The sequence below is a fragment of the Pseudomonas sp. FW300-N2A2 genome (genome assembly GCF_017351735.1).
In the GTDB taxonomy this organism is placed as follows: Bacteria; Pseudomonadota; Gammaproteobacteria; order Pseudomonadales; family Pseudomonadaceae; genus Aquipseudomonas; species Aquipseudomonas migulae.
Genome location: NZ_JACNDU010000026.1, coordinates 18,606 through 39,446, shown reverse-complemented (window position 1 = coordinate 39,446; position 20,841 = coordinate 18,606). Strand labels below are relative to the sequence as shown.

The 20,841-nt window shown below is 52.0% G+C and carries 13 protein-coding genes and 1 pseudogene; all 14 read right to left on the bottom strand.

Annotated elements, in window-relative coordinates:
- Positions 1 to 226: 226 nt before the first annotated feature.
- Positions 227 to 634, bottom strand: coding sequence for a contact-dependent growth inhibition system immunity protein (locus J4E42_RS23790; protein ID WP_207286314.1), 408 nt, complete (start codon positions 632 to 634; stop codon positions 227 to 229).
- Between the two features lie 267 nt (positions 635 to 901).
- A complete protein-coding gene (locus J4E42_RS23785; RefSeq protein ID WP_192225961.1) occupies positions 902 to 1,186 on the bottom strand; it encodes a hypothetical protein in 285 nt (94 codons plus the stop codon).
- 225 nt (positions 1,187 to 1,411) lie between these two features.
- Entirely contained in the window at positions 1,412 to 1,774 is a 363-nt protein-coding gene (gene cdiI / locus J4E42_RS23780) for a ribonuclease toxin immunity protein CdiI (RefSeq protein ID WP_207286313.1), read from the bottom strand.
- A 176-nt stretch (positions 1,775 to 1,950) separates the two neighbouring features.
- Positions 1,951 to 2,220: a hypothetical protein gene (locus J4E42_RS23775; RefSeq protein ID WP_192226564.1), complete on the bottom strand. Its 270-nt coding sequence runs from the start codon at positions 2,218 to 2,220 to the stop codon at positions 1,951 to 1,953.
- A gap of 224 nt (positions 2,221 to 2,444) precedes the next feature.
- Positions 2,445 to 3,140 carry a transposase gene (locus J4E42_RS23770; protein WP_207286312.1) on the bottom strand — a complete coding sequence of 232 codons (696 nt, stop codon included), beginning with the start codon at positions 3,138 to 3,140 and terminating at the stop codon, positions 2,445 to 2,447.
- A 137-nt stretch (positions 3,141 to 3,277) separates the two neighbouring features.
- Positions 3,278 to 3,928, bottom strand: a complete 651-nt coding sequence (locus J4E42_RS23765; RefSeq protein ID WP_207286311.1) for a hypothetical protein — start codon at positions 3,926 to 3,928, stop codon at positions 3,278 to 3,280.
- A 305-nt stretch (positions 3,929 to 4,233) separates the two neighbouring features.
- Entirely contained in the window at positions 4,234 to 4,869 is a 636-nt protein-coding gene (locus J4E42_RS23760) for a hypothetical protein (protein ID WP_192225955.1), read from the bottom strand.
- A 546-nt stretch (positions 4,870 to 5,415) separates the two neighbouring features.
- Positions 5,416 to 5,931 carry a hypothetical protein gene (locus J4E42_RS23755; RefSeq protein ID WP_207286310.1) on the bottom strand — a complete coding sequence of 172 codons (516 nt, stop codon included), beginning with the start codon at positions 5,929 to 5,931 and terminating at the stop codon, positions 5,416 to 5,418.
- A gap of 566 nt (positions 5,932 to 6,497) precedes the next feature.
- Positions 6,498 to 6,815, bottom strand: coding sequence for a hypothetical protein (locus J4E42_RS23750; protein WP_207286309.1), 318 nt, complete (start codon positions 6,813 to 6,815; stop codon positions 6,498 to 6,500).
- A 270-nt stretch (positions 6,816 to 7,085) separates the two neighbouring features.
- Positions 7,086 to 7,289 (bottom strand): hypothetical protein, encoded by a 204-nt coding sequence (locus tag J4E42_RS23745; protein WP_207286308.1) that lies wholly within the window; start codon positions 7,287 to 7,289, stop codon positions 7,086 to 7,088.
- 9 nt (positions 7,290 to 7,298) lie between these two features.
- A pseudogene (locus J4E42_RS23740) lies at positions 7,299 to 10,118 on the bottom strand (DUF637 domain-containing protein); the annotation flags it as partial.
- A 56-nt stretch (positions 10,119 to 10,174) separates the two neighbouring features.
- Positions 10,175 to 10,534 carry a DUF6124 family protein gene (locus J4E42_RS23735; protein WP_207286306.1) on the bottom strand — a complete coding sequence of 120 codons (360 nt, stop codon included), beginning with the start codon at positions 10,532 to 10,534 and terminating at the stop codon, positions 10,175 to 10,177.
- 1,151 nt (positions 10,535 to 11,685) lie between these two features.
- The gene (locus J4E42_RS23730) at positions 11,686 to 11,922 is read right to left on the bottom strand and encodes a hypothetical protein (RefSeq protein WP_207286305.1); all 237 of its coding nucleotides are present in this window, start codon (positions 11,920 to 11,922) and stop codon (positions 11,686 to 11,688) included.
- A 10-nt stretch (positions 11,923 to 11,932) separates the two neighbouring features.
- On the bottom strand, positions 11,933 to 20,839 hold the full coding sequence (locus J4E42_RS23725; RefSeq protein WP_207286304.1) for a hemagglutinin repeat-containing protein: 8,907 nt from the start codon (positions 20,837 to 20,839) through the stop codon (positions 11,933 to 11,935).
- Positions 20,840 to 20,841 lie beyond the last annotated feature (2 nt).

Genomic DNA, 20,841 nt, shown 5'->3' with positions numbered 1-20,841 from the left:
ATGGGAGGAAAATGAGGCTATACCACGTTTTCCACCTAAAAACTGAGAGTTTACTCAGTCTCCCGGCATCAAGATACGTGCTTTGCGAGACATACAGTGAGTCCTTTCATACAAGTCAAACCGAATGCTTAGTCAACCCAAGAAAAATATAACTCCCTTATATTTCCTATCATTTCGACCAATCAAAATATGCCTCAGACAACGTAGTCCGCCCCCGTCATCCCCACTAATTAATAATATCCAGCAACTTACCATCAAGGACACTTGCAGATTTAACCGCATTAGGATCCACCGCCAAATCATCTTCACCCTCTAACAATAGAGACATCATTTTTTTGGCGAGAACAATATTCCCACTCCAATAATGTGGCGATAGCCGCGATACCGCCCCCAGCAACTCACCATCATCTATGAAGCCCGACAGCAAATCTTTCTCTAGAGTAGAAACCACTATTGGTAATAAGTCAGATATAAATAATTCTTGCCTCACTGCACGACATAGGTCCTCCATCGGAAGATCTTCAAGAGGTATATCGCGAATGGAAAGATACCATTGAGTCAAGGATGACATTTCAGCCTCGGGTTGCCACGAGCTATTATTTTCTTTCGCTACTGACCGAAATGTCTTTTTCATATACCAATCCCAGAAATTTCATCTTCAATTAGTTTAATCGGAGAAAATGGGAACAAACCACGTTTACCACCTGAAAAACTGAATGTTTTCTCGATCTCCCCGGGCATCCTATCTGGGTTCATCGTCCAGATATAACGTGATCGACCGCTGACTAAATACTCCTAAACACGCACCACCATAGCCCCCATTAAAACCTCTTTAGATAATAAACCTTGATTCATAAGCAATACTAAGCAGTTGCAGTTGCTGTTTCTGTTGGCTTTTTACCTAACCTGTGACTTTAAAAGCCTCAGTTATTTTCTTTACCACTCCCCCATCCACATTTTTCTCCATGGAAATGAAACATCCTTCAAATGACCCGCTCGTCAAAACCAACTTATGCCCCGCATAACAAACAATAACCAACACTGAATACGGGCCAGACTCACGACTTTCCACTTTAGAATTTAGAGCTCTAAGTACAACATCAACAAACTCTTCAAACCGCTCTTCCTCATAACCCTCAAAAAACATGAACCGATTTGACTCAGAGCACGACTCAGAAACATTCATACGTCTACATCCCTAAACCATTATAGAAAAAAGGGGCCATACCACGTTTCCCCTATCATTTCGGCCAATCAAAATATGCTTTAGAAAATATGGTCTATCCCAATCTTCCATGGCATCACAAAAAAAGTGGTCTGTCCTCGTTATCTATGAAAGAGTGTTTGGTGATTGCGACGGAGTAAAACTTATGAAAATCCCCGGCAGTGCCGGGGATATTTTCATGCAGAATTAGAAAGCGAGGCTATTCAAAAGCTCTTTTACTTTCGCGGTATCTTCGGGATGACATTGAAGATATTTTTCGCAAGCCAACCGAATACATTTAGAGCAAACCGCTTCGTTCACAACAACTGTGTCTTCATCCCTAGGGGGATAGCCATAAGCAAACTCAACCCCTTCGAAGTGTTCTTCATCGAACGGGCTATTTTCATCAGGAAAGTTACAGTACGCACCATCCGTACTGAACCCCCACCTTTTCACAATATAGCCAACCGCCTCAATGAAATAACCACCATCATACATTCTGTCGAAATACCCTTTAACAACCCAATAAGGGTCTGACTCATTATATGGCTGACCGAACAACTCTCTCATATAAACACACTACCTTATTTAGGGTGGAAGTTGCTCACAGCCCCAGCAGCCTTATCTAAATACACCCTGAAAGCCCCCCGATTGTAGCATCGTACTATCGACCCTGCGGTCTCGCCAACTACGCCTGTTGCTTTTACAACAATGAATTTTAGGGAAAACCTAAGCCCCCTTATTATTTACACCATGTAACCCGCAGACCTCATCAGCAACAGCACCGTCTCATCAAATTCTTGATCCGATATACCTCTAATAGATTTGGCACTCTTCCACTTCCATATTACAGGAAGAATTCTGCTATCCAGACGATCAAACTCTTCCAAAAAGATATCTGCTAAAGCGTATTTATCTAAATCATGGCCGACCTCCAGCATCATATTCAACACGATGCTTGGCGACTTCCGATCCAGTATTTTCGCTAACAAATTTCTATTTTCCGAAAGTGACATAGGTAATTTCACCAATGGTGTCAATTTTTTCGACCTTCCTGCATCCGTATTTCTGGGATATTTGGCCTGTCCAGGTATTCAAAGCAGCATTGTCTTTTAACATTCCATTGGCAAAGGGGAAATGGGGACAGACCACGTTACCCCACACAGCTGCTGGTGAATAAATACTTTGTCCTTCTTCACCGAATGCTTTTGGGAAAAACGGGGACAGACCACGTTTTCCATTAAAAAATTGAAGGTTTGCTCGGTCTCCCCGGGCGTCCTCGCTGGGCTCGCCGTCCTATCATAGCTTCAATTTCAGCAGCAAATCGCGAGCCACCAAGCGCATAGTTACCATTGGTGGCAGCCCGAATCTGGTTAACCAACCCTGTCTCCAACTCGTTTCTAAAAAGCTCTCTATAGGCATCTGTGGTCGATATATTCGCTCCACCAAGCGACAGGTACTGAGCATGCGGGGTAATGAAATACGAAAACTCTGATTGTGCGTTATTGCGATAACTCGACCAACGATATTCCCCAGGATGCGCTACCATTTTTGCTCGAACAGGATTCATTTCAATATAACGATAGCAGGCCAAAACATAGCGATCACTTTGAACAAGGCTTGAACGAAAGCGCCCCTCCCATAAAGTCCCACTACGTCCATATGTACGATTCACGTACTGCACATATCGTTGCCCTACACCCTTCATAAGCAAACTGGCACCACTTTGCTCTTGAGGACTAATCAATAAATGGACATGATTACTCATCAAACACCACGCATGAACTTCACACACATTTTTATTGGCTTGCTCAGCCAGCAGCTCTATATAAAAAAGATAGTCCTCCTCTGAGAAGAAACAAACCGATCGATTATTTCCTCGTTGAATTAGATGCAAGGGTACACCCGGCATCAAGATACGTGCTCTGCGAGGCATATGGTGAGTCCTTTCATACCAGTCAAATTGAAAGCTTAGTCAACTTAAGAAAAAGCATAATTTCTTTCTATTTCCTATCATTTCGGCCAATCAAAATATGCTTTAGAAAATGTCGTCTATCCCAATTATCCATGGCATCACAAAAACGTGTCTGTCCCCGTTACCCTTTTGAAATCATCAATCGTCTTGTTTTTTTCTTTCAACAGAGACATGACAAACTCAGGATCAAAATCCATCAACAATTCGATAGCATCATAAATCTTCCAACGATGTATTTCTGGATGATCAATTATTGAAACAAGATGCTGTTCAATAGGAGGTACATACTCCAGATATCTTTCTCGCTTCACGAAAGCAAAAGCATCGGTTATTTCAAAAGGTTTACTTCCCGCCAACGCTATTATTTTCGACAAGGGTGAGTAGACTTGGGTTCTCGCCACCTCTCTTTCCCCCCTGTCAGCCATATTGGCAAAATACATGGTCACTGCCATAAGTATCTGACGATAAGTATCATCGTATCCATGCAGCCTATGAGAATAGATGCCTTCGATAATTTCAGGTCTTTCCATGCTCTTCTCCAAGGCAATCAGGCCTTCATGGCCCCCCCAACTGGTCAATAATTTCGCAGCTAGGAAGCGCACCACATCATTATCTGCGTGAAGAAGCAAACCCATCACAGCATCCATTCTTTCCTGCGGAATATCCTCCGGGTCCAAGTCTCCTGCATCAGCAGCATAATCTGCATGTTCCGGAATACCATTAAGCAGGTCGTTTGTTTTCCGATCCATGATAAATACCTATTTATCGATAAATTTAATATAGTCGGCCGGGACACAACCCTTGATCAAGCACTCTCCATCACGCGTGGCGTTCCGCAATTCTGCCTCTGCCCTCGTCAATGAAGTCTCATTTTTCGTGGATGGGTTGTTCGTGTATTTCTCCCGTGCCGCATCTACCCTTGATTGCAACTCGGCCGCGATTTCACGGCTGCTCAAGAACCTAGAAGGGAAAATGGGGACAGACCACGTTTTCTATACAGAAAACGTGGTCTGTCCCCGTTACCCCTTAATACCCCTTAATACCCCTTAATATATCAGTCAAACCTCCCTTTGAAGTCATCGACAGCTTTACCTTTCTCCTTCAGGAGTGACAGCACAAACGGCTCATCCACTTTCAGCAAAAAATCAATAGCATCAGTAATTTTCCAGCTATGCATCGCAGGATTATCAATTATCGAAACAAGATGCTGTTTTATAAGAGGCACGTATTCAAAAAACTGTTCTCGTTCAACAAAGTCAAAAACATTGGCTATTTCAAACGGCATGTGACCAGACAACATTATTATCTTGGACAATAGAGCATAAACTTGAGCTCTTGCCTCTTGCGCACGACCACTGTCAGCCGAGTTCGAAAAATACCTGATAACGGTCATCAGTACTTGATGATAAGTATCATCATACCCACGTAATCGGTGAGGGTAGGAGTCTTCAATATTTTTGTAATTATCCATGCACTGTTCCAGTGCAAGCAGACCTTCATGCACTCCCCAACTGGTCAGCAACTTGGCAGCCAAAAAGCGTTCCGTGTCGTCATCCGTATGAGACAACAAGTCCCTTACAGCATTGATTCTTTCCTCGGGAACATCTTCCAAATCAAGGTCTCCGGCATCAACCGCATAGTCCGCATAATTCGGCACGCTATTCAACAGATCGTAAATTTTACGTTCCATCATCAGCCTCTATTTTCTAACGGGACTAATATATGTGGACGGGGAAAATGGGGAAAGACCACGTTTTCCACCTGAAAAACTGAATGTTTGCTCGGTCTCCCAGCATAAAGATACGTGCTCTGCGAGGCATTTGGTGAGTCTTTTCATACAAGGCAATCCGAAAGCTTAGACAACCTAAGAAAAAATATAATTCCTTTCTATTTTATTTCATATCGGCCAATTAAAATATGCTTTAGAAATGTGGTCTATCCCAATTATCCATGGCATCACAAAAACGTGGTCTGTCCCCGTTATCCCCCGTTATCCCAGATGTAACCGTAGCGCCATCCATAATGAACGATTGCTTAATATCGTCTATCGTTCCCCCAAAATACTAGAGGGCTGGTCCACAAGATTACGCGGTATTCCCGCCTGTGTGGCTAAGTCTTCTCGCACCCCATCTCGGGCGATAGCTGAAGTCGCAGGTATCTCATCAGCAACTCCTGCTACCCCTTTTGCACCTATTTATTTTTATGGGCTTATGAAAACGTGGTCTGCCCACTATTTTTATCGAAGGGACCAGTCATGTATTGATATAAACTTGATAACTTGTTCTGGCGCATCTTCCAAGGAAGCTCTGTAGTCTGTAACAAAACTAATCCCTGTCAATATGCTTCCACTTTTTCTTAGAAGAAAGTCATCATCCGCATCATTAAACAAAACATCAAACTCCCTTTCTAAGCTCCGGAGATCATCCCCCACGCTGACACTATTAAATTTTCCACAATACCCTTCACCTACGGCAATCCTATAAAGCCTTCCGCTATTTTCGAAGTACAGCGAGACCACCTCATTCATAAATCGATATGAAAATAAAAGCTCATTGCCAAAACCGATCTTTCTCTTAATTCCGACCCAAGAGTTATTCTGAAGGAGAATGTCACGAACAGGTACTTCCGGACCGTACCACTCAACCGCCCCAACTTTTTCGCTAACATTGGAAAACGATTCACCTAAAGAGAATCCTGCTGCTGACATACCTGGAACAAGGTCAGAGTACAAATCAGGGAATAAATTTCTCATAGATCACTTCCACCCCTTCCACTCACCGCCCTCATATTTCAGACGATTTCCTTGGGTATCATAGTATTGTTGATAACGCGGAGGAAATGTGGTCTGTCCCCGTTATCTCGCAAACCGGAAAACCCTCTGAACACCCGGCACCAACGATTGACTCAGAGTCAGAAATAATCGCCTCCAGCAATGGCAAGATTAGGTCCTTGCCGACATCTTCAAACACAATTTCCAACAAACCGGCCATAATGCCTCCGTCAATCAATACCCCCTGCGGACGCCCATGAGAAAAATGGGGGCAGACCACATTCCCCTATCATTTCGGCCAATCAAAATATGCTTAGAGAATGTAGCCTATCTTAATTACAAAAATGTGATCTGCCCCTGTTATCCCCTTCAGGCAACAGTAAGATCAGCAACCGTATTGATAGGCCGCCCAGCTGCTTGCGAACAAATACTCTGTTCCTCCTCACTGAACGCTTTTGTGGATTCCGCTAACACTTACCATCATTTAACACACTTAAAGCCGGAACGCTGTTTGGACAAGCAATCCCACCTGCGCCTTTTGCCCTAACTTAATAGGTGAATTTGGAATTCGCTTTACCACTAGGATCGATAACCAATACAAATTTTTTCCAATCGCCACCCGTGTGCGACTTCATCAGTTCGTGCAGCTTATGCACATGACTAGAAACTCTATCTTCAGGGTCATCTAAAAGCTCGCTAAAGAACAAGCCATCGCGAACAAATGAGTATTTAGAACCTACAGACCATCCTCCATCGTAAACCTCATACTCAAATTCACAGCGGATCTCTTCGTACTGCCCACTCGCAGAATCATGCATAATCTGCGTGAGCGAATTCAAGACTTGTACTTGTTGCTCAATGCTCATTGCCCGGCCTCATTCCTGAATGACTTACGCATTTTTGTTCCATTGATCGAGTAGTCAAGGAAAAAATGGGGACAGACCACGTTACCCCACACAGCTGCTGGTGAATAAATACTTTGTCCTTCTTCACCGAATGCTTTTGTGGGCTTCGCTAACACTTGTGCGAAGACACTATCATCTAGCACACCTACAGCCGGAACTCTGTTTGGAAGAGCACTCCCGCCTGCACCTTTTGCACCAAAGGCAAACTAAAAATAATGCTCATTAAATATACTAATCTATCCAATCCACTTCAAAACCAACTAGTTGGGCTTGAAGCCCAACCTCATGTTCAAACCAGTAATCAAACCCCTCAGCATCACTTTTTTTCAAGTAAAGATAATACCCACCAGTGTCGCCATCACGGTCATCATCAACAAAAATATTCCAGCCAGAATATTCGCCAGCGACAACAATACCCTTCCGAACGATAGACATATTTACATCCTAGTCCGCATAGGGAACATGATTGTTAGAAATATATTCTCCAGTCACAGGGTCTTTAACTCCAAAATGCACATGCGGAACTCCTGGAGCGTGTGCTCCTGATATAGATCCTGAGTCGATACGGAATTCCTTGGTGCCATCAGCGCTATGGAACACCCCAGATCCAGGCTTACCGATTTCCCTGTACTCAGGACCGAGATATTTCTGCCCTGCTGATAGGGCCTCATCGGTTGTGAGCGTCATAGAACTCGTGAAATTTTTCTTACCGGATAGAGTTTCATTGATAACTTGATCTACACGCTGCCCAGCACCTGCCTCCAGTTGAATCTGCTTTTCAGCATTAACAAAGGTTTTCCAGTTTTCAGTAGGACCAGCTAGTGGCGTATGCGGTATCGTAGTCGCTTTTGTACCTGTCGCTGGCTTCAAGGAGCCAATTATAGCCTTACCACCAGCCGCCGCCAAACCAGCACCGGCAGCAGCAATCATGCCCAAGTTGTCCCTTAGAACCTCTGTTTGTTCGTTAGTAAGGTTCCACTTGGCTTGCATCGCTCCTGCCAGCGCATCGGCGGAATGACCAGTTGTTGCCATGGTCAATATCTGCTGAAAGTCGTGGTTTTCGCTGATTAGCGACTTCAGCGCGTTTTGAGCAGCTTGAGAGCCATCACCTAATGCGTCATACACCTTGTTCAGGTCAGCCATGGTATTGGCGTGATCCAGAGATGTAGGACGACAAAGTTCAACTGCAAACACGCAGTTCTTGATGGCTTCGATATCCTGCTCTTTACTGATCTCCCTGAACTCTTGAGCAATGCTCTCGCAATCAGCGGTCGTCGTGCAGGTGCTGAGTTTTCTGGCGGCCCGCTGCAGTTGGCTGTGGCTCAGGTAGTTGTTCTGTGTCGCATTGGCCGCCACGGTGGCTGCTATTCCGACATCCCCACCTGTCGCCACTGCACCTAATACACCGACAATTTGCGAAAGCGCCAGAAGATTAGCTTGGGCCTGGTTGTAATCCGCGGAACCTTGAACAAGGTTGGAAGGCAAGAGCTTGTCACCGAGCAGCCCAACCAACAGTTCGTTAGCTCCACCCGCCAGCGCCCCGGTACGGAAATCCCCTCCCATAACTTCGGCCAACAAACCACCCAACCCCGCATGCAGGAGAATCTTCTCAATTCCACCGTCTGCGCGGACCATATTCCCAATCTTTCCGGCTCCGATCGCGCCACCGATGTTCGCTGCAACGCTCACAGCTGAGCTAGCAAGATTGTCCTTGAGGCTGCCTCCGTAAACAGCCGTCTTGATCAGCGCATCCGCAGTTATCTTGATGGCCACAACCCGCATGCTCTTGGCATCGAGCCCCACTGCTCTCGGATCGTACTTAAGTCCTTGCATAACGCCCGCTGTTGCAGCGGCCGTCACATAGCCTTTGATACTGTCCTTCGAAGTAACGTCTTTGATGACTTTCCCGAGATTGCCCCGGTTGTCGATGGTACTGACGGTGGCCTTCGTCGCGGCACTCACCGCAACCGCCTGCAACATCGCGTTCATGCCAACCATCATCGGCCCCATCACGGCCGCCAAGGCAATGGCAATGATCAACTGCGACGCGGGGCCTAACCCCGAGTTGTTGTACTTGAACGACTCATGGATTTCCTTGACCTGCCTCCAGTCAACATCCCCCCGTGCCTCCGCCTGCTTCAGCCAAGCCAATTGCGGATCAGCCTGGACCATCGCATCAATGGTCTGACTGACGGTTTGCTGATCAACCTGTTTGATGTCGATCTTCAGACCGTCGACCGCTTTGATCACGATGTTGCCTTTGGCAATCATCTGGGTCTGGCGCAATGTCTCGTCGGTATTGCCCTTGCCTTTGGATGAGTTCCAGAAAGCGTCGTTATCACTCTTGGTGTGGCTTTCATCATGCAGGTCCTTCACCGCCTCAAACGTGATGCTCCCACCACTGTCCAGCGTAATGTCCTTGCCACTCTCAAGCTTGGCCACCTGATACAACTGATCCCCGCCACTCTCCAGCGTCAGGTTCCCTCCGCTGGTGATGTGACTGCCGACATATTTCACATCCGTCACTTCATCACGCTTGGTTTTCTTCGCCCCAAATGCGCCTTTGGCCGTCATGTCATACAGCGTGTAATCCCTGTTTTCCGCCGCGAGCACGTTGAGGTTGTTGCCGGCGTAAACGTAGGCCTCGTTGCCTGCTGTCAGGTTACTGGCCCGCAGCGTTACATCCCCTGCGGCTTTGACCGACAGGTTCCCCCCCGCACTAAACTCGCTGGCTACCTGACGAGTCTGGTCATCGATCTCATGAACCTTTTTGTTGCCCTTCTTGTAGCGGCTCTCAAGGTTGTGTTCGTCCTCGGCCGAGATCAGGTTGATGTCGCCGTCGGCGCTGGCGTTCAGGTCCTTTCCGGCACTGGCCTTGCTGGCGACGGCGTTGAGGTCGCGACCGGCGTGCAGGGTCAGGTTGCCCGCGGCGGTTACGCTGGAGCCCAACTGGGTGAGGGTTTCTTCGGTGCGCAGGCCGCGACGCAGGGCGTCGCGGGTGACGGTGCGGTCTTCCACTGCGAGCAGGTTGATGTCGTTGCCGGCGGTCAACGTGGCATCGCCGCCGCTGCTGATCCGGCCTTTGCTGGTCAGGTTGTTCGCCGCGTTGATCGTCAGTTTTGAACCGGCGCTGATGCTGCTGCCGGCATCGACCTGCGTGGCGCTGCCGGCGCCGATGTTGAAGGTCGTGGCGGTGCGGTCTCGTAAAGGGTGCGAACGACGCTCCCTGCCTCCAATTACTTCAATTGCAGTAATCGAACCATTCAAAAGAAGATCGTTTCTGTGGCAAGGGGCGGTCCCCTTGCCACAGTGGCCCGGACCTACTCAGTTGGGTCTATCTGATCCAACATCCGATTAGCCGTGATCTCCGCCAGCATGATGCTGTTGGAGATGCCCAGCAGGGCATTACGCGCTCCACCATCGAGAAGGTCCACCAAGTGATGGACCATCACATCGACCGAGGCCAGCGTCTCAACCAAAAAAACCGCCAGGGTTTCGGTCGTGACCTCTGGATCCACAGTAAATAGGGTGCTGGGTGTACGCGGGGTAGCTTTGATGTCGGCAGCCGACGGAAAGTGATAATCGAGAGCCCGCTCGGCGGCCTCGTTGAGTTTGTTTGAATCGGGTTCGTACGGGGATGCCGGATCGGTATCTGGCGGATTCGGTGTAGGCTTTATCATTTGCTGATACTCCTGAAGGAGCCGCCAATACTTCTCTACTAAAAGAAGGGTGGCGGCTGTGCACAGGTTAGTAGACCGGGGAGTATCAGCATTTACCGGCGCGCCGAAGCGCCCTGCGCACAGCCACCATCAAGGATAGGTAGGGAACTACCTGCCTGACAGAGCTTGAACACCTAACTGAAAACACCACGAGCTACTAAACCCGACCACTGATGGGCAGTGGCAGGGAAACAATAGAGTTCAGGGTCAAGGCACACAAGCCGGCGGATTCTGGCGTAACCGTAGGCAACGGCGCAAGGTCTTGTAGCTTTCAGGACGTAACGCTGAGCACTTTTAAACAAGCATCATTTCACGACCAAATGGAAGAGCGAGATAACGCACAAAACCCACGACGTTTTTCGAACTTGAATGATCCACCTATGGCGCCCCCTCATATACCACTCAGCTGGCGCAACTAACCACTAGAAGAGACCTGCTTCATCCAGTCCTCCCCAAGCCCAACCAAAATATTCATAACATTAGAGTACGTCAAGAATGGTATAGATAACGACGAGTGAAACAACCCATACTCTACATCTAACGAAACGTAAAAATCCAAGTACCCTGAACGACTGCATTCGAAAAAGACTCCACATCCAAGTGGCTATGAATACTAGAAATATCGGCAAACAATATTTTGCACTCAACGTCACTCTCCATAAAGGAGAAACCTTCTACATGCACATCTATCTGTCCATATTGCAGATTAATCGAAAACAGGACTCACCCCTCTTTAGCAGCCTCATAAACGCACCCCCGTCCTAAGCCCTCTATACTTTTCATCCTTTTTAAAAGAGATCGTCGAGTTTTCACCCCCCCCTTTAAAAACTCCTTCAACCCATCCCTAGCTGCTAAAAATCCAAAAGAAAAACTTTGATTTATATTATTAACGCTGCCAGTTCCAAGCAAAGACCCTTCCGGAGATGCATAGCGACCTTTTATAGTAATTATTCCTGCGCCTTGGGACTGAGCGTAATTTCATCCCCTATCATTTCAGCATAATCAAAATATACCTCAGGACATGTCGCCTGCCCCCTTCACCTCTCAAAAATGTGGTCTGTACCCGTTATCTACGCATAGCAAAAACACGTCCTCTTCCATTCATTCTTTCGTCAAGAAGCCCACTGAGTTCTCTCGGGAAAATCACCACTTCTCATAAGACGAATTAGCTTCATAGCAGCTCTTTGAGACCATTCTCCTTTCATATCGAGAGGGCACTCTTTCAACACATGAATAGTTCCATCCTTCTTCCCAAGCCGGATTACTCCAATCTCAAGACCCCTACCGAACGTGTATTCAACATACTCTTCAGTTTCTGCAACTTTATCCATTTCAATATAAAATGCCATACAACCTCTCTCAGTTTCCTAGTGGACTCGGGTACCGAATCTGTGTTTTGTCATGCGAAACACCATAGTCAACTTTAAAAATGCCTTCAAATCTAGCTTCAAAATACTCATGTTTAAACAACTGGACGTCTTCTGCCTTGTAGGTTCCATTTTGGAATCTAGACCATGCGTCAGCGATACCTGCATCAGGATCAAAACGCCCTACACTTCCATCACGCATTATATGATCATTGAAGAACAGATGCTCCTTTACCTTTTCAACTTGAAACTCTGGAACACCTAAACTCTTAGCAATATCGGAAACATCCGTAGTAGAAGCCCGGATATTTTCGTATTGATCTCCCGCCCATTGTTCGCGCTTCAGATATTCCTCGACTGAGATTTCGCGAGCGCCAGTGGTATATGCCTTGCCGCTCCTATCTGCACCAGTAGCATTTAACCAGTTCGCCTCCGCACCAACCTCACCCAGCTTACCAATCCGCCCCGCCGGCAACAGATTAATTGCCATTTCCGCATCATATTTAGCTCGAACCGCCGCGCTAGCAGAAGTGTCGCCCTGCAACTGATACAGATAGGACAGTATTTCTACGTCATTCTTGTTATCACGGTAGCTGTTGAACAGCCTATCGGGGCTTGCCATCGAGAACAATAGACCGTTGGCGACCTGACTCATCGTGTCCGCGGGCTGGTTAAAAAGGCTACCGCCCAGCGCCCAGAAATTGGAGGCAGCTCCCGCAGCGGCGTCCCAATACCCTTTCGGCAACCCTGTGATTGAACCGGCAAGGAAACCGCCGATACCGTCACGGAAATTCAGATTTTTGTTATAAAAATCCTGGTTACGATAGTCCTCAGTTGTCGGAAAGAAATTGAAGTTTGGATTCAGATACTCGCCGTTAAGACGGTTATTCGCATACGCCTCTGGATGAGTGACGGCGTAATTTTGAAGCAGACGAACGGTTTCTTCTGGCGTGTAGCTCTTTTTGTCTCCGGGCACGGGAAAACCGTTGACCGTTGCAATGACATCATAACTATCCGCCAACGGCGCTAATGCAGTGCCTAAATGCTTGAGGGTGATGTCATCGGGTACCGACGATTTGGAGTCAATGACCTTACGCCAGCCGGCATCGGTGTAGTACACCAACGCTCTGGCCAATCGTTTCTCAGCCTCGGCTTCTGTGATACCAGCGTCCTTGGCCAATGCTTCCGCTTGCGCCTTAATCCACGGAATTTCTATAGGGTGTATCTGACGGTTGTACCGCTCAACATTGGAAGCAATTGCAGCACCGCTCATCTGCGCAATCGAACCACCACCTCCGGCTGCCGCCCCCAATCCTGCGGCGATTAAAGTGCCAAACGCATCTCGGCTTGCCAGTCCAATGTCGTAACTTTTCAGCACCTTGTCCAACGCAGGCATAATTGCCGCCGACGCGCCCGCGCTCAGGGCTCCATTCGCGACCGTGCCACTGGACAAGCCTTGTACTGCGCCCGCCAAGCTGTGCAACAAGACACGTGCTGAGCCACCTTCGACCCATGCCGCTTGTAGGTTTTTGTCTTCTCTGTGTATCGCATCCGCTAATTGTTGATCGGCATAGTCGCCTATCTTTTTGTAGGTATCTGCCGCCGTGGTATTAGCGACCAAACCTACCGCCGTCGCCCCCCCCACACTCCCCATGCCTGCCGCAATCAAGCCCGCAGCGATGTCCGCCATAAAGCGTTTATCGCCTCCCACACCCCAGCTATCGTAATCATCACGCGCGGCATCGCGCTCCTTTTCGGTCGGCGCCGAATTGGCTTTGTCCAACGCCGCTTGCTGCTGGGCGTTGGCCATTTTGTCGATGATGTTTTGCGCGAGCTTAACCGTGCTCTGGACAAGTTCTATGCGCTCCTGCATGGCTTTTTCATCAGGCTTGTCCAGCGCCTGATTGGCGTTTTCGGTATCGCGATTCAATCCAACCAGATCATTCGCACCTTCAGCGTTGCGCACGATGATGGTGCCTTCGCTGACCGCGCTGCGGGTGCTGCTGTGCTCCGAATCTTTCAGTGACAGCGGAACGCTACCGCCCAGGCTCGAACCGGCATAGCTGCCATAGGACACCGTAAGGCCTGCCGATTGGGCGCTGATCTCGCTGGTGTTTTTGATGTCGCTGACGAACAAGCGATCGGTGCTGAGCAGGTTCTTGTCTGCCGAGGCCTCACTGGCAATCACCGCACCTTGAAGGGCGGTGTTTTTACCGACAGTGATGTCGTAACCGCCCTTCCCGGCGAACAAACCGCTCTGGTCTGTCACAGCCTTGTAGTCGCTGTTCATGTTGCTCGCAGCGAGGTTTACAGACGCCGCTACCGTTGAGCCATAACAGAAGGGTGGAATACAAATACTGGCGCCGAAACCGGCACTGCCTTGTTTGTTTTTCTGGCTCTCGGTGTCCTGGCGCGAGGTAATGTTGAGGTTGCCGTCAACTAACGCTTTGATGCTGTCGGCACGGACTTGCGCGCCAGCCAGGGTGGTGTCCTGCCCGCTGTGCAATGAAAGAGTGCCGGTCTCCAGCGTGGTGTTGACTTGGGTGACCGAGCTGCCGGTGCCCATGCTCTTGGCGATGGAAGCGCCCAGGTCGAGGGTAAATCCATTCTGCTCACCCAGGTTGAAGCTGGCACCGATGGCGGTTTTGTTGTTGCTGTTGTTGTTAGCCCAGTCGGCGGTGTTCTGTGCGCTCTCCAGAATGATGTTGTCTTTCGCCAGCAATACGGTATCGGCGGCCTTCAAGCTGCTGCCTATAACATGAATATCACCCGCCGTTCCCGGCACGCCGCCATCGGCGATGATCAACAAGCTTTTGCCAGCATTGATCGTGCTTTGCTTGGCAGTCCGACTGGCGTACTCGCTGGTGCTTTTGCTGTGGGTGTTTGCCAGTTCGGTGCCGATCTTGATCAGAGATCCGTTACTGGCACTCCCCTGTTTGTTTGCATAGTCCGAACCCGCATTTTCGGTATCACCGGCCATGCTTCCCAGATCGTTGAGCGCCATTACCGCCTGAGCCAGCTTCACCGCTTTGAGTCGCGGATCGTCTGCGCTGTTGGCCGCTTTTACTGAACTGCGAATCGTATTGACCGTATCGAGGACCATGCCGCCTATGACCCGGCCTACCGCTAAACTGCTCGACTTGTCGGTACTGCTCTGACTCGCGCTTTCCATGCCGGCAGCGATGGTCACCTTGGCCCCGATCAGGCTCATGTTCTTGGTGCTGACGAGGTCGCTGGCAATCACGCTCAGTTCGCGACCACTGGTGAGGCTGACATTGCCCTCGCTGGAGCCGATGGTGCTCCCCGTCAGCGTGGTTTGCGCAGACTTGCCGGTGTGATTCTGACTGCTGACCGACAGGTGCTGGTTGCCGGTAATGTCATCGACGCCGAGCTTATTGCCCGTCAGTACACCGGTCAGATCGCGATTCTTTTCCTTATGGCGTTCATCACGGGTAAAGGTGTTTTCTGCTGCATTGATTGTCAGGTCGCGCCCGGCCTGTACGGTCAGATCCTGGGTACTGACCAGGGATGAGCCGGTAATTATGGCGTCGCGCTTGGCGGCAACATCCACGGTATTACCCGAGATCATGCTGCCGACAGCATTGGTTTGCGTCTCGGAAACCTGATCCTTGACCTTGCTCGACTTAAAACCGCCCCAACTGCTTTTGCTTGAGCTGCTTTCATGACGCATGCTGGTTGAATCAGTGGCAGCCACAATCTTCACATCATTGCCGGCAACCAGGCTGACGCCACTTTTCTCGGAGATGACATTGCTGCCTTCGACCAGCAGGTTGTTGCCGGCGAGTAACACGGTTTTGCCCTGAGCCGTCACCGAACTCCCGACGCTGGTCGTGCTGAAAATCTCTTCAAGCAGGCTCTTTTTGCTCGACGAGGTTTTCTTGGTCTGGTTGAAGAAGCGGTAGTCTTCGTCCTGTGCTGCCCTAATCAGCAAATCCTTCCCGGCGGCCAGATAGGCCTCATTCCCGGCACTCAAGTTACTGGCCAACAGCGTTACATCCCCTGCGGCCTTAACGGACAGATTCCCCCCCGCACTAAACTCGCTGGCTACCTGACGAGTCTGGTCATCGATCTCATGAACCTTTTTGTTGCCCTTCTTGTAGCGGCTCTCAAGGTTGTGTTCGTCCTCGGCCGAGATCAGGTTGATGTCGCCGTCGGCGCTGGCGTTCAAGTCCTTTCCAGCACTGGCCTTGCTGGCGACGGCGTTGAGGTCGCGACCGGCGTGCAGGGTCAGGTTGCCCGCTGCGGTTACGCTGGAGCCCAACTGGGTGAGGGTTTCTTCGGTGCGCAGGCCGCGACGCAGGGCGTCACGGGTGACGGTGCGGTCTTCCACTGCGAGCAGGTTGATGTCGTTGCCGGCGGTCAACGTGGCATCGCCGCCGCTGCTGATCTGGCCTTTGCTGGTCAGGTTGTTCGCCGCGTTGATCGTCAGTTTTGAACCGGCGCTGATGCTGCTGCCGGCATCGACCTGCGTGGCGCTGCCGGCGCCGATGTTGAATGCCGTGGCGGTGCGGTCGTTGACGATGTCGCCTTTGAGGCTGGTGAGGTTGACCTTGTCGGCGCGGATTTCCCCGGCCATGGCGTTGCGGATGCTGTCTTGCGCCAGCAGGGTCAGGTTGGCGTTGGCCTGTGCCAGGCCGCCCTGCAAGATGCTGCCGCCGCTCAAGGCGCTGAGGTCTTCACTGGCGCGCAATGTCCCGACGTTTTTCAGATCGCCGCCGGTGATTATCTCTACGTTGCGCCCTTGAATCAGGCTGCCGCCGCGCAGATTTCGCGAGTCGACTTTGGCCAGGTACAGCACCGGCACCAGCACGGTTTCGCCGTTGATGACCCGTTCTTCCATCCAGACGATGTCGTGGGTCAGGGCGGCCACCTGCTGCGAGGTCAGCATGACGCCGACGCTCAGGTTCAGGGCGTTTTTGCTGCTGATGGCGTTGTCCATCAGGTACTGGAATTGCTCGTAGTCGCTGCTCAGGCCGTCGGCGAGGAAGCGCTGGCCGGTCTGGGCGCGCACGGCGTCGGCAATCAGTCGGGTTTCGTAGCGGCCGTCGCCCAGTCGGCGCGCGGCCTGGTCGGGGTCGTAACCCAGCTTGCCGATCAAGTAGTCCGAGCTCATGAACTTCGAGAGGTCGACGAACGAGGGGTTGGTTTCGATCAGGTATTTGTTGGCCGGGTTGCGGCTCTGGGTGAACAGGCCGTAACTGCCTTGAGGCAGGCGGAAACTCGGGAGCGAGGTCGGGTCGATGCCGACGAAGGCTGCGCCGGTAAAATCGACCGGGACAAAGCTGACTTTTACGCTGCCGTCGACAGCGACGGTTTCAATGCGTTTGACGTCCTTCAACGGGCCCGGGCTGCCCACCGGGCTGGCCAGGATTATTTGCTGGCCACCGGCGCCAAAGGCCTGGCTGTCGAGGGTGGCGCCGATGAGTTGGGCGTTCCCCTGGTTGGTGAGGCTGCCGTTGACCAGCTCACCGCTGACGTTCAGTTTCAGCGCGCCACCGGCCTGCACGGTGCCGACATGGGTCGTGTTGTTGCCGGGCATGATGGTGTTGGTGATGTTCTCGATCGGGTATTTCGTCACCTCGATCGGAATCGGCGCCTGACTGGCGAGTGGCTGCCCGGCGTAGCTGTCGTTCCAGGCGTTGGTCGCGGCCTCGGTGACCCGGTAGGCACTCTTGCTGACACCGTCGAGGAAGTAGTTGATGTTCTCTTCGCGATTGTCGAGGGTGAAGCCACGGTTATAAAAATTGCTGGCCGTGATGGTCGTGTGGCGGTTGGCGGCCAGCAGGCTCTGGCCGTTGGTGACGGTGACCGCGTCTAGCAGCAGGTCCTGGTTAGCCAGCAGTCGCGACGCTGGGGAGTCCTTGAGAATGCTGCCTTCGTAAAGGGTGCGGACGATGTAATAGCCGGAGTGAGTACCGCCGCTGCAATCGGTGCAGTTGATCACGATGCGGCGGCTGGCGATGCTTTGGGTGGCTTCGAATTCGGCCTTTTCGTTGGTCAGCTCGCGCACCTTGATGTTGATGTCACTGGCGCTTTCGATGCTGCCGGAACGGTTGATCAACTGGCTGGCCTTGCCGCCATCACGGGCCGCGAAGCTGAGTTTTCCTTTGCTGTAGAAGTCGGCGTAGCGGTTGAGCAGGCTGTCGGCGCGCAAGGTCATGTCGGCGCCGCTGAAGATCAGGCTGTCCGCCCGGTTGTTGATGTCTCGGGTAGCGCTGAGGGTGAGTAGCTGTTGCGCGCCAAGGGTGCCGCCGTTGTCGATGCGGTCGGCGACGACGCTCAGATTGGCGCTGGAGGTCAACCGGCCGAGGTTGTCGAGCGTGCCGCTCAGGACCAGTTCGCCGTTGCCGGCACTGGCGATTCGGCCGTCGTTCTGGGTCACGTTGACCGCTTTGATTTTCAACGCCTGCTGGGTCGAAATCAGCCCTTGGTTTGTCAGGTTGCCGGACAGCTTGAGCGTGAGGTCGCCGTCGCTGAGCAACTCGCCGGCATTGCTCAGGCTGACCGCATCCAGGCTCAGGCTGCTGGCGCTGGCGATGCGGTCACCGGCTTGCAGGGCGATGCTTTGCAGGCCGCTGATATCCAGCGCACCGTTGACATGCCAAAGGCCGATACCGTCGACGTTTGTGATGTTCCAGTCGCCACTGCCGAGACCGACCAAGCGGCCCTGGGCACTGAACAGGCTGGCGGAGTTCACGCTGAACTGACCGGTGGCCGCGTGTTCGATCTGCCCGGCGCCGTTGCGCAAGGTGCTGGCCTGCAGGACGAAGTTGTCGCTGCCGATGGCGATGTGTCCGCCACGGTTATCCAGTTCGTTTTGCAGGGCGATTCGACTCAAATCACCGAAGTGCGCAAGCAGTCGGCCCCCGGCACTGTTGTCCAGGCTCTGCCCATCGAGCTGCAACTTCTGGCTGGCTTCGATCAAGCCGCCCTGGTTGATCAGACGATCCACCGTCAATTGCAGGTTGCCTGCCAGGCTGACAAGGCTGCCGCCACTGTTATCGACGTCACCCGCGGTCAGGCTGACGCTGCTCGCGCTGAGGGTGCCCGACTGGTTGTCCAGACGGCCCTGACCCAAATCGAGTTCAGCGTGGCTACCGCCGGCGGTGATGTTGCCTTGTTGGTTCTGTAGCCCTTTGGCTTTCAGTTTCAAGCCGTCGCTGCCCGCAAGCAGTTGGCCGCTGTCACGGTTATCAACGGCGGTTTTGGCGTCGACCTCCAGACGGTTGCCAAGCACTTGCCCGGCGCGGTTGTCCAGATTGCCTGACGTGGTGGTCACTGCCACTTTTTGCCCGACTACGACACCTGCGCGGTTGTCGACGCTGCCGGCTTTGAGTGCAACATCACCGGCGGTGGCTTGCAGCCGTCCCTGCTGGTTGTTGACGGCTTGATCCACCGTCACGGTCAGCGCGCCGCTGTCCGCCACGACGCGGCCCTGCTGGCTGTTGTCGAGGTGGGTGGCGGTAACGGTGACCGCCTTACCGAGCATCGCACCGTTCTGGTTGATGACCGTTGCGCCGCTGACCACCAGATCAGTCTTTGCCTGAAGGGTGCCTTCGGTGTTGTCGAGCCGTCCGCCGACCGTCACTTTTGCGAGCGCCGCGTTCGCGCTCATCAGCCCCTTGCGATTATCCAAGTCTTTTTCGACGTTGGCGGTGAGCTTGCGCGCAGCAATGACCTGGCCCGCGTTGCGCAGGTTTTTGGCGTCGATCTGCACGTCGCCCGTCAGGTTGTGGGTGTTGTCGGCATTGATCCCGGCTTCGATGATGCCGAGGTTGGTCAGTTGGCCGTTACTGGCCAGCATCACGTTGCCGCCTGCAGCGATGCTCTTCTGATTGAACAGGTCTTCACTGGCCGTGACGTTCAGGTTGCCGCCGGCGTACAGCGGCCCATCCGCTTGCACACTTTGCGCCTTGACCGTGAGCGCGCCGCTGGCGCCGGTGGTCGCCAGTGTCAGCTTGCCATTGACGTCGAGGTTGAGATCACCGGCACTGGTCGCCATCTCCCCGCCGAGTTTGACGCCCACGCCCTGCTCGGTGCCCACCAGTTTGATCGCACCGGCGTACATGCCGCCGAGCGCGCTGCTGTCGATTGCCAGCATTGGCGCTGTGGAACCATCCGCCGCCAGGGACTTGGCCGACAGGCTGGTGGCGTCGACGTTGTTGCGCCCGGTAATGACGTTAAGTTTTTTTGCGTAGAGGTTGGCGTTGATCGTCGCCGAGCGGGTGATGAGGTCGAACTGATCGATGTTGCTCGCGTTGAGCCCGGCACCTTCGATGGCAATGCTGCCTTGATCGACCTGGAAGTGATCGACGCGACCCGCGCCATCAAGCACCGGTTTGCCGGTGGTCAAGGTCACGCGCGGGGTGTTGATGAAGCCGCAGCCGTTGCAGGTGATGCCATAGGGGTTGGCGACAATGACGTGTGCCGACTGCCCCGCCACTTCGGTGTAACCGCGCAACTGGCTGGGGCTGCCGCCGATGACTTCGTTGAGGATCGTCTGCGCCGAACCGCTGTTTTTCAGGTTCGGGTTACCGATGATGATGCCGCCCATTTGCGTGAGCGAAGTCTGCGCCGAGCCGTTGTTGAGAATCAGCCCTTGGGCGCTGACGTTGTAATCATGGAACTGGTTATGCGACAGACCGCTGCCATTGGGCGTGGCGATGTTGACGATTTGCATGCCGTTGCCGGCATTGTCCAGCGTAGTGCCCGGCGTAGCGACCACAATGCCGTCGGCCTGCGCCCACAGCGGTTGCCAGAACATGACGTTGGCCAGCAGGAACGCCAATCCGCGCTTGGGCATACCCCAGAAGTGCTCGCGGGTTTTCACCACGGCAGAAGACTGGCGAGCGAGGAAAGCGTACTGGCGAACGTCCATGT

Excerpts from the sequence above, each read along its gene's own strand:
- J4E42_RS23765 (WP_207286311.1), bottom strand. The coding sequence starts at position 3,928 with ATGGATCGGAAAACAAACGACCTGCTTAATGGTATTCCGGAACATGCA.
- J4E42_RS23730 (WP_207286305.1), bottom strand. The coding sequence starts at position 11,922 with ATGGCATTTTATATTGAAATGGATAAAGTTGCAGAAACTGAAGAGTAT.
- J4E42_RS23755 (WP_207286310.1), bottom strand. The coding sequence starts at position 5,931 with ATGAGAAATTTATTCCCTGATTTGTACTCTGACCTTGTTCCAGGTATG.
- J4E42_RS23775 (WP_192226564.1), bottom strand. The coding sequence starts at position 2,220 with ATGTCACTTTCGGAAAATAGAAATTTGTTAGCGAAAATACTGGATCGG.
- J4E42_RS23735 (WP_207286306.1), bottom strand. The coding sequence starts at position 10,534 with ATGATAAAGCCTACACCGAATCCGCCAGATACCGATCCGGCATCCCCG.
- J4E42_RS23770 (WP_207286312.1), bottom strand. The coding sequence starts at position 3,140 with ATGCCTCGCAGAGCACGTATCTTGATGCCGGGTGTACCCTTGCATCTA.
- J4E42_RS23725 (WP_207286304.1), bottom strand. The coding sequence starts at position 20,839 with ATGGACGTTCGCCAGTACGCTTTCCTCGCTCGCCAGTCTTCTGCCGTG.
- J4E42_RS23745 (WP_207286308.1), bottom strand. The coding sequence starts at position 7,289 with ATGTCTATCGTTCGGAAGGGTATTGTTGTCGCTGGCGAATATTCTGGC.
- J4E42_RS23785 (WP_192225961.1), bottom strand. The coding sequence starts at position 1,186 with ATGAATGTTTCTGAGTCGTGCTCTGAGTCAAATCGGTTCATGTTTTTT.
- J4E42_RS23790 (WP_207286314.1), bottom strand. The coding sequence starts at position 634 with ATGAAAAAGACATTTCGGTCAGTAGCGAAAGAAAATAATAGCTCGTGG.
- J4E42_RS23760 (WP_192225955.1), bottom strand. The coding sequence starts at position 4,869 with ATGGAACGTAAAATTTACGATCTGTTGAATAGCGTGCCGAATTATGCG.
- J4E42_RS23750 (WP_207286309.1), bottom strand. The coding sequence starts at position 6,815 with ATGAGCATTGAGCAACAAGTACAAGTCTTGAATTCGCTCACGCAGATT.
- cdiI (WP_207286313.1), bottom strand. The coding sequence starts at position 1,774 with ATGAGAGAGTTGTTCGGTCAGCCATATAATGAGTCAGACCCTTATTGG.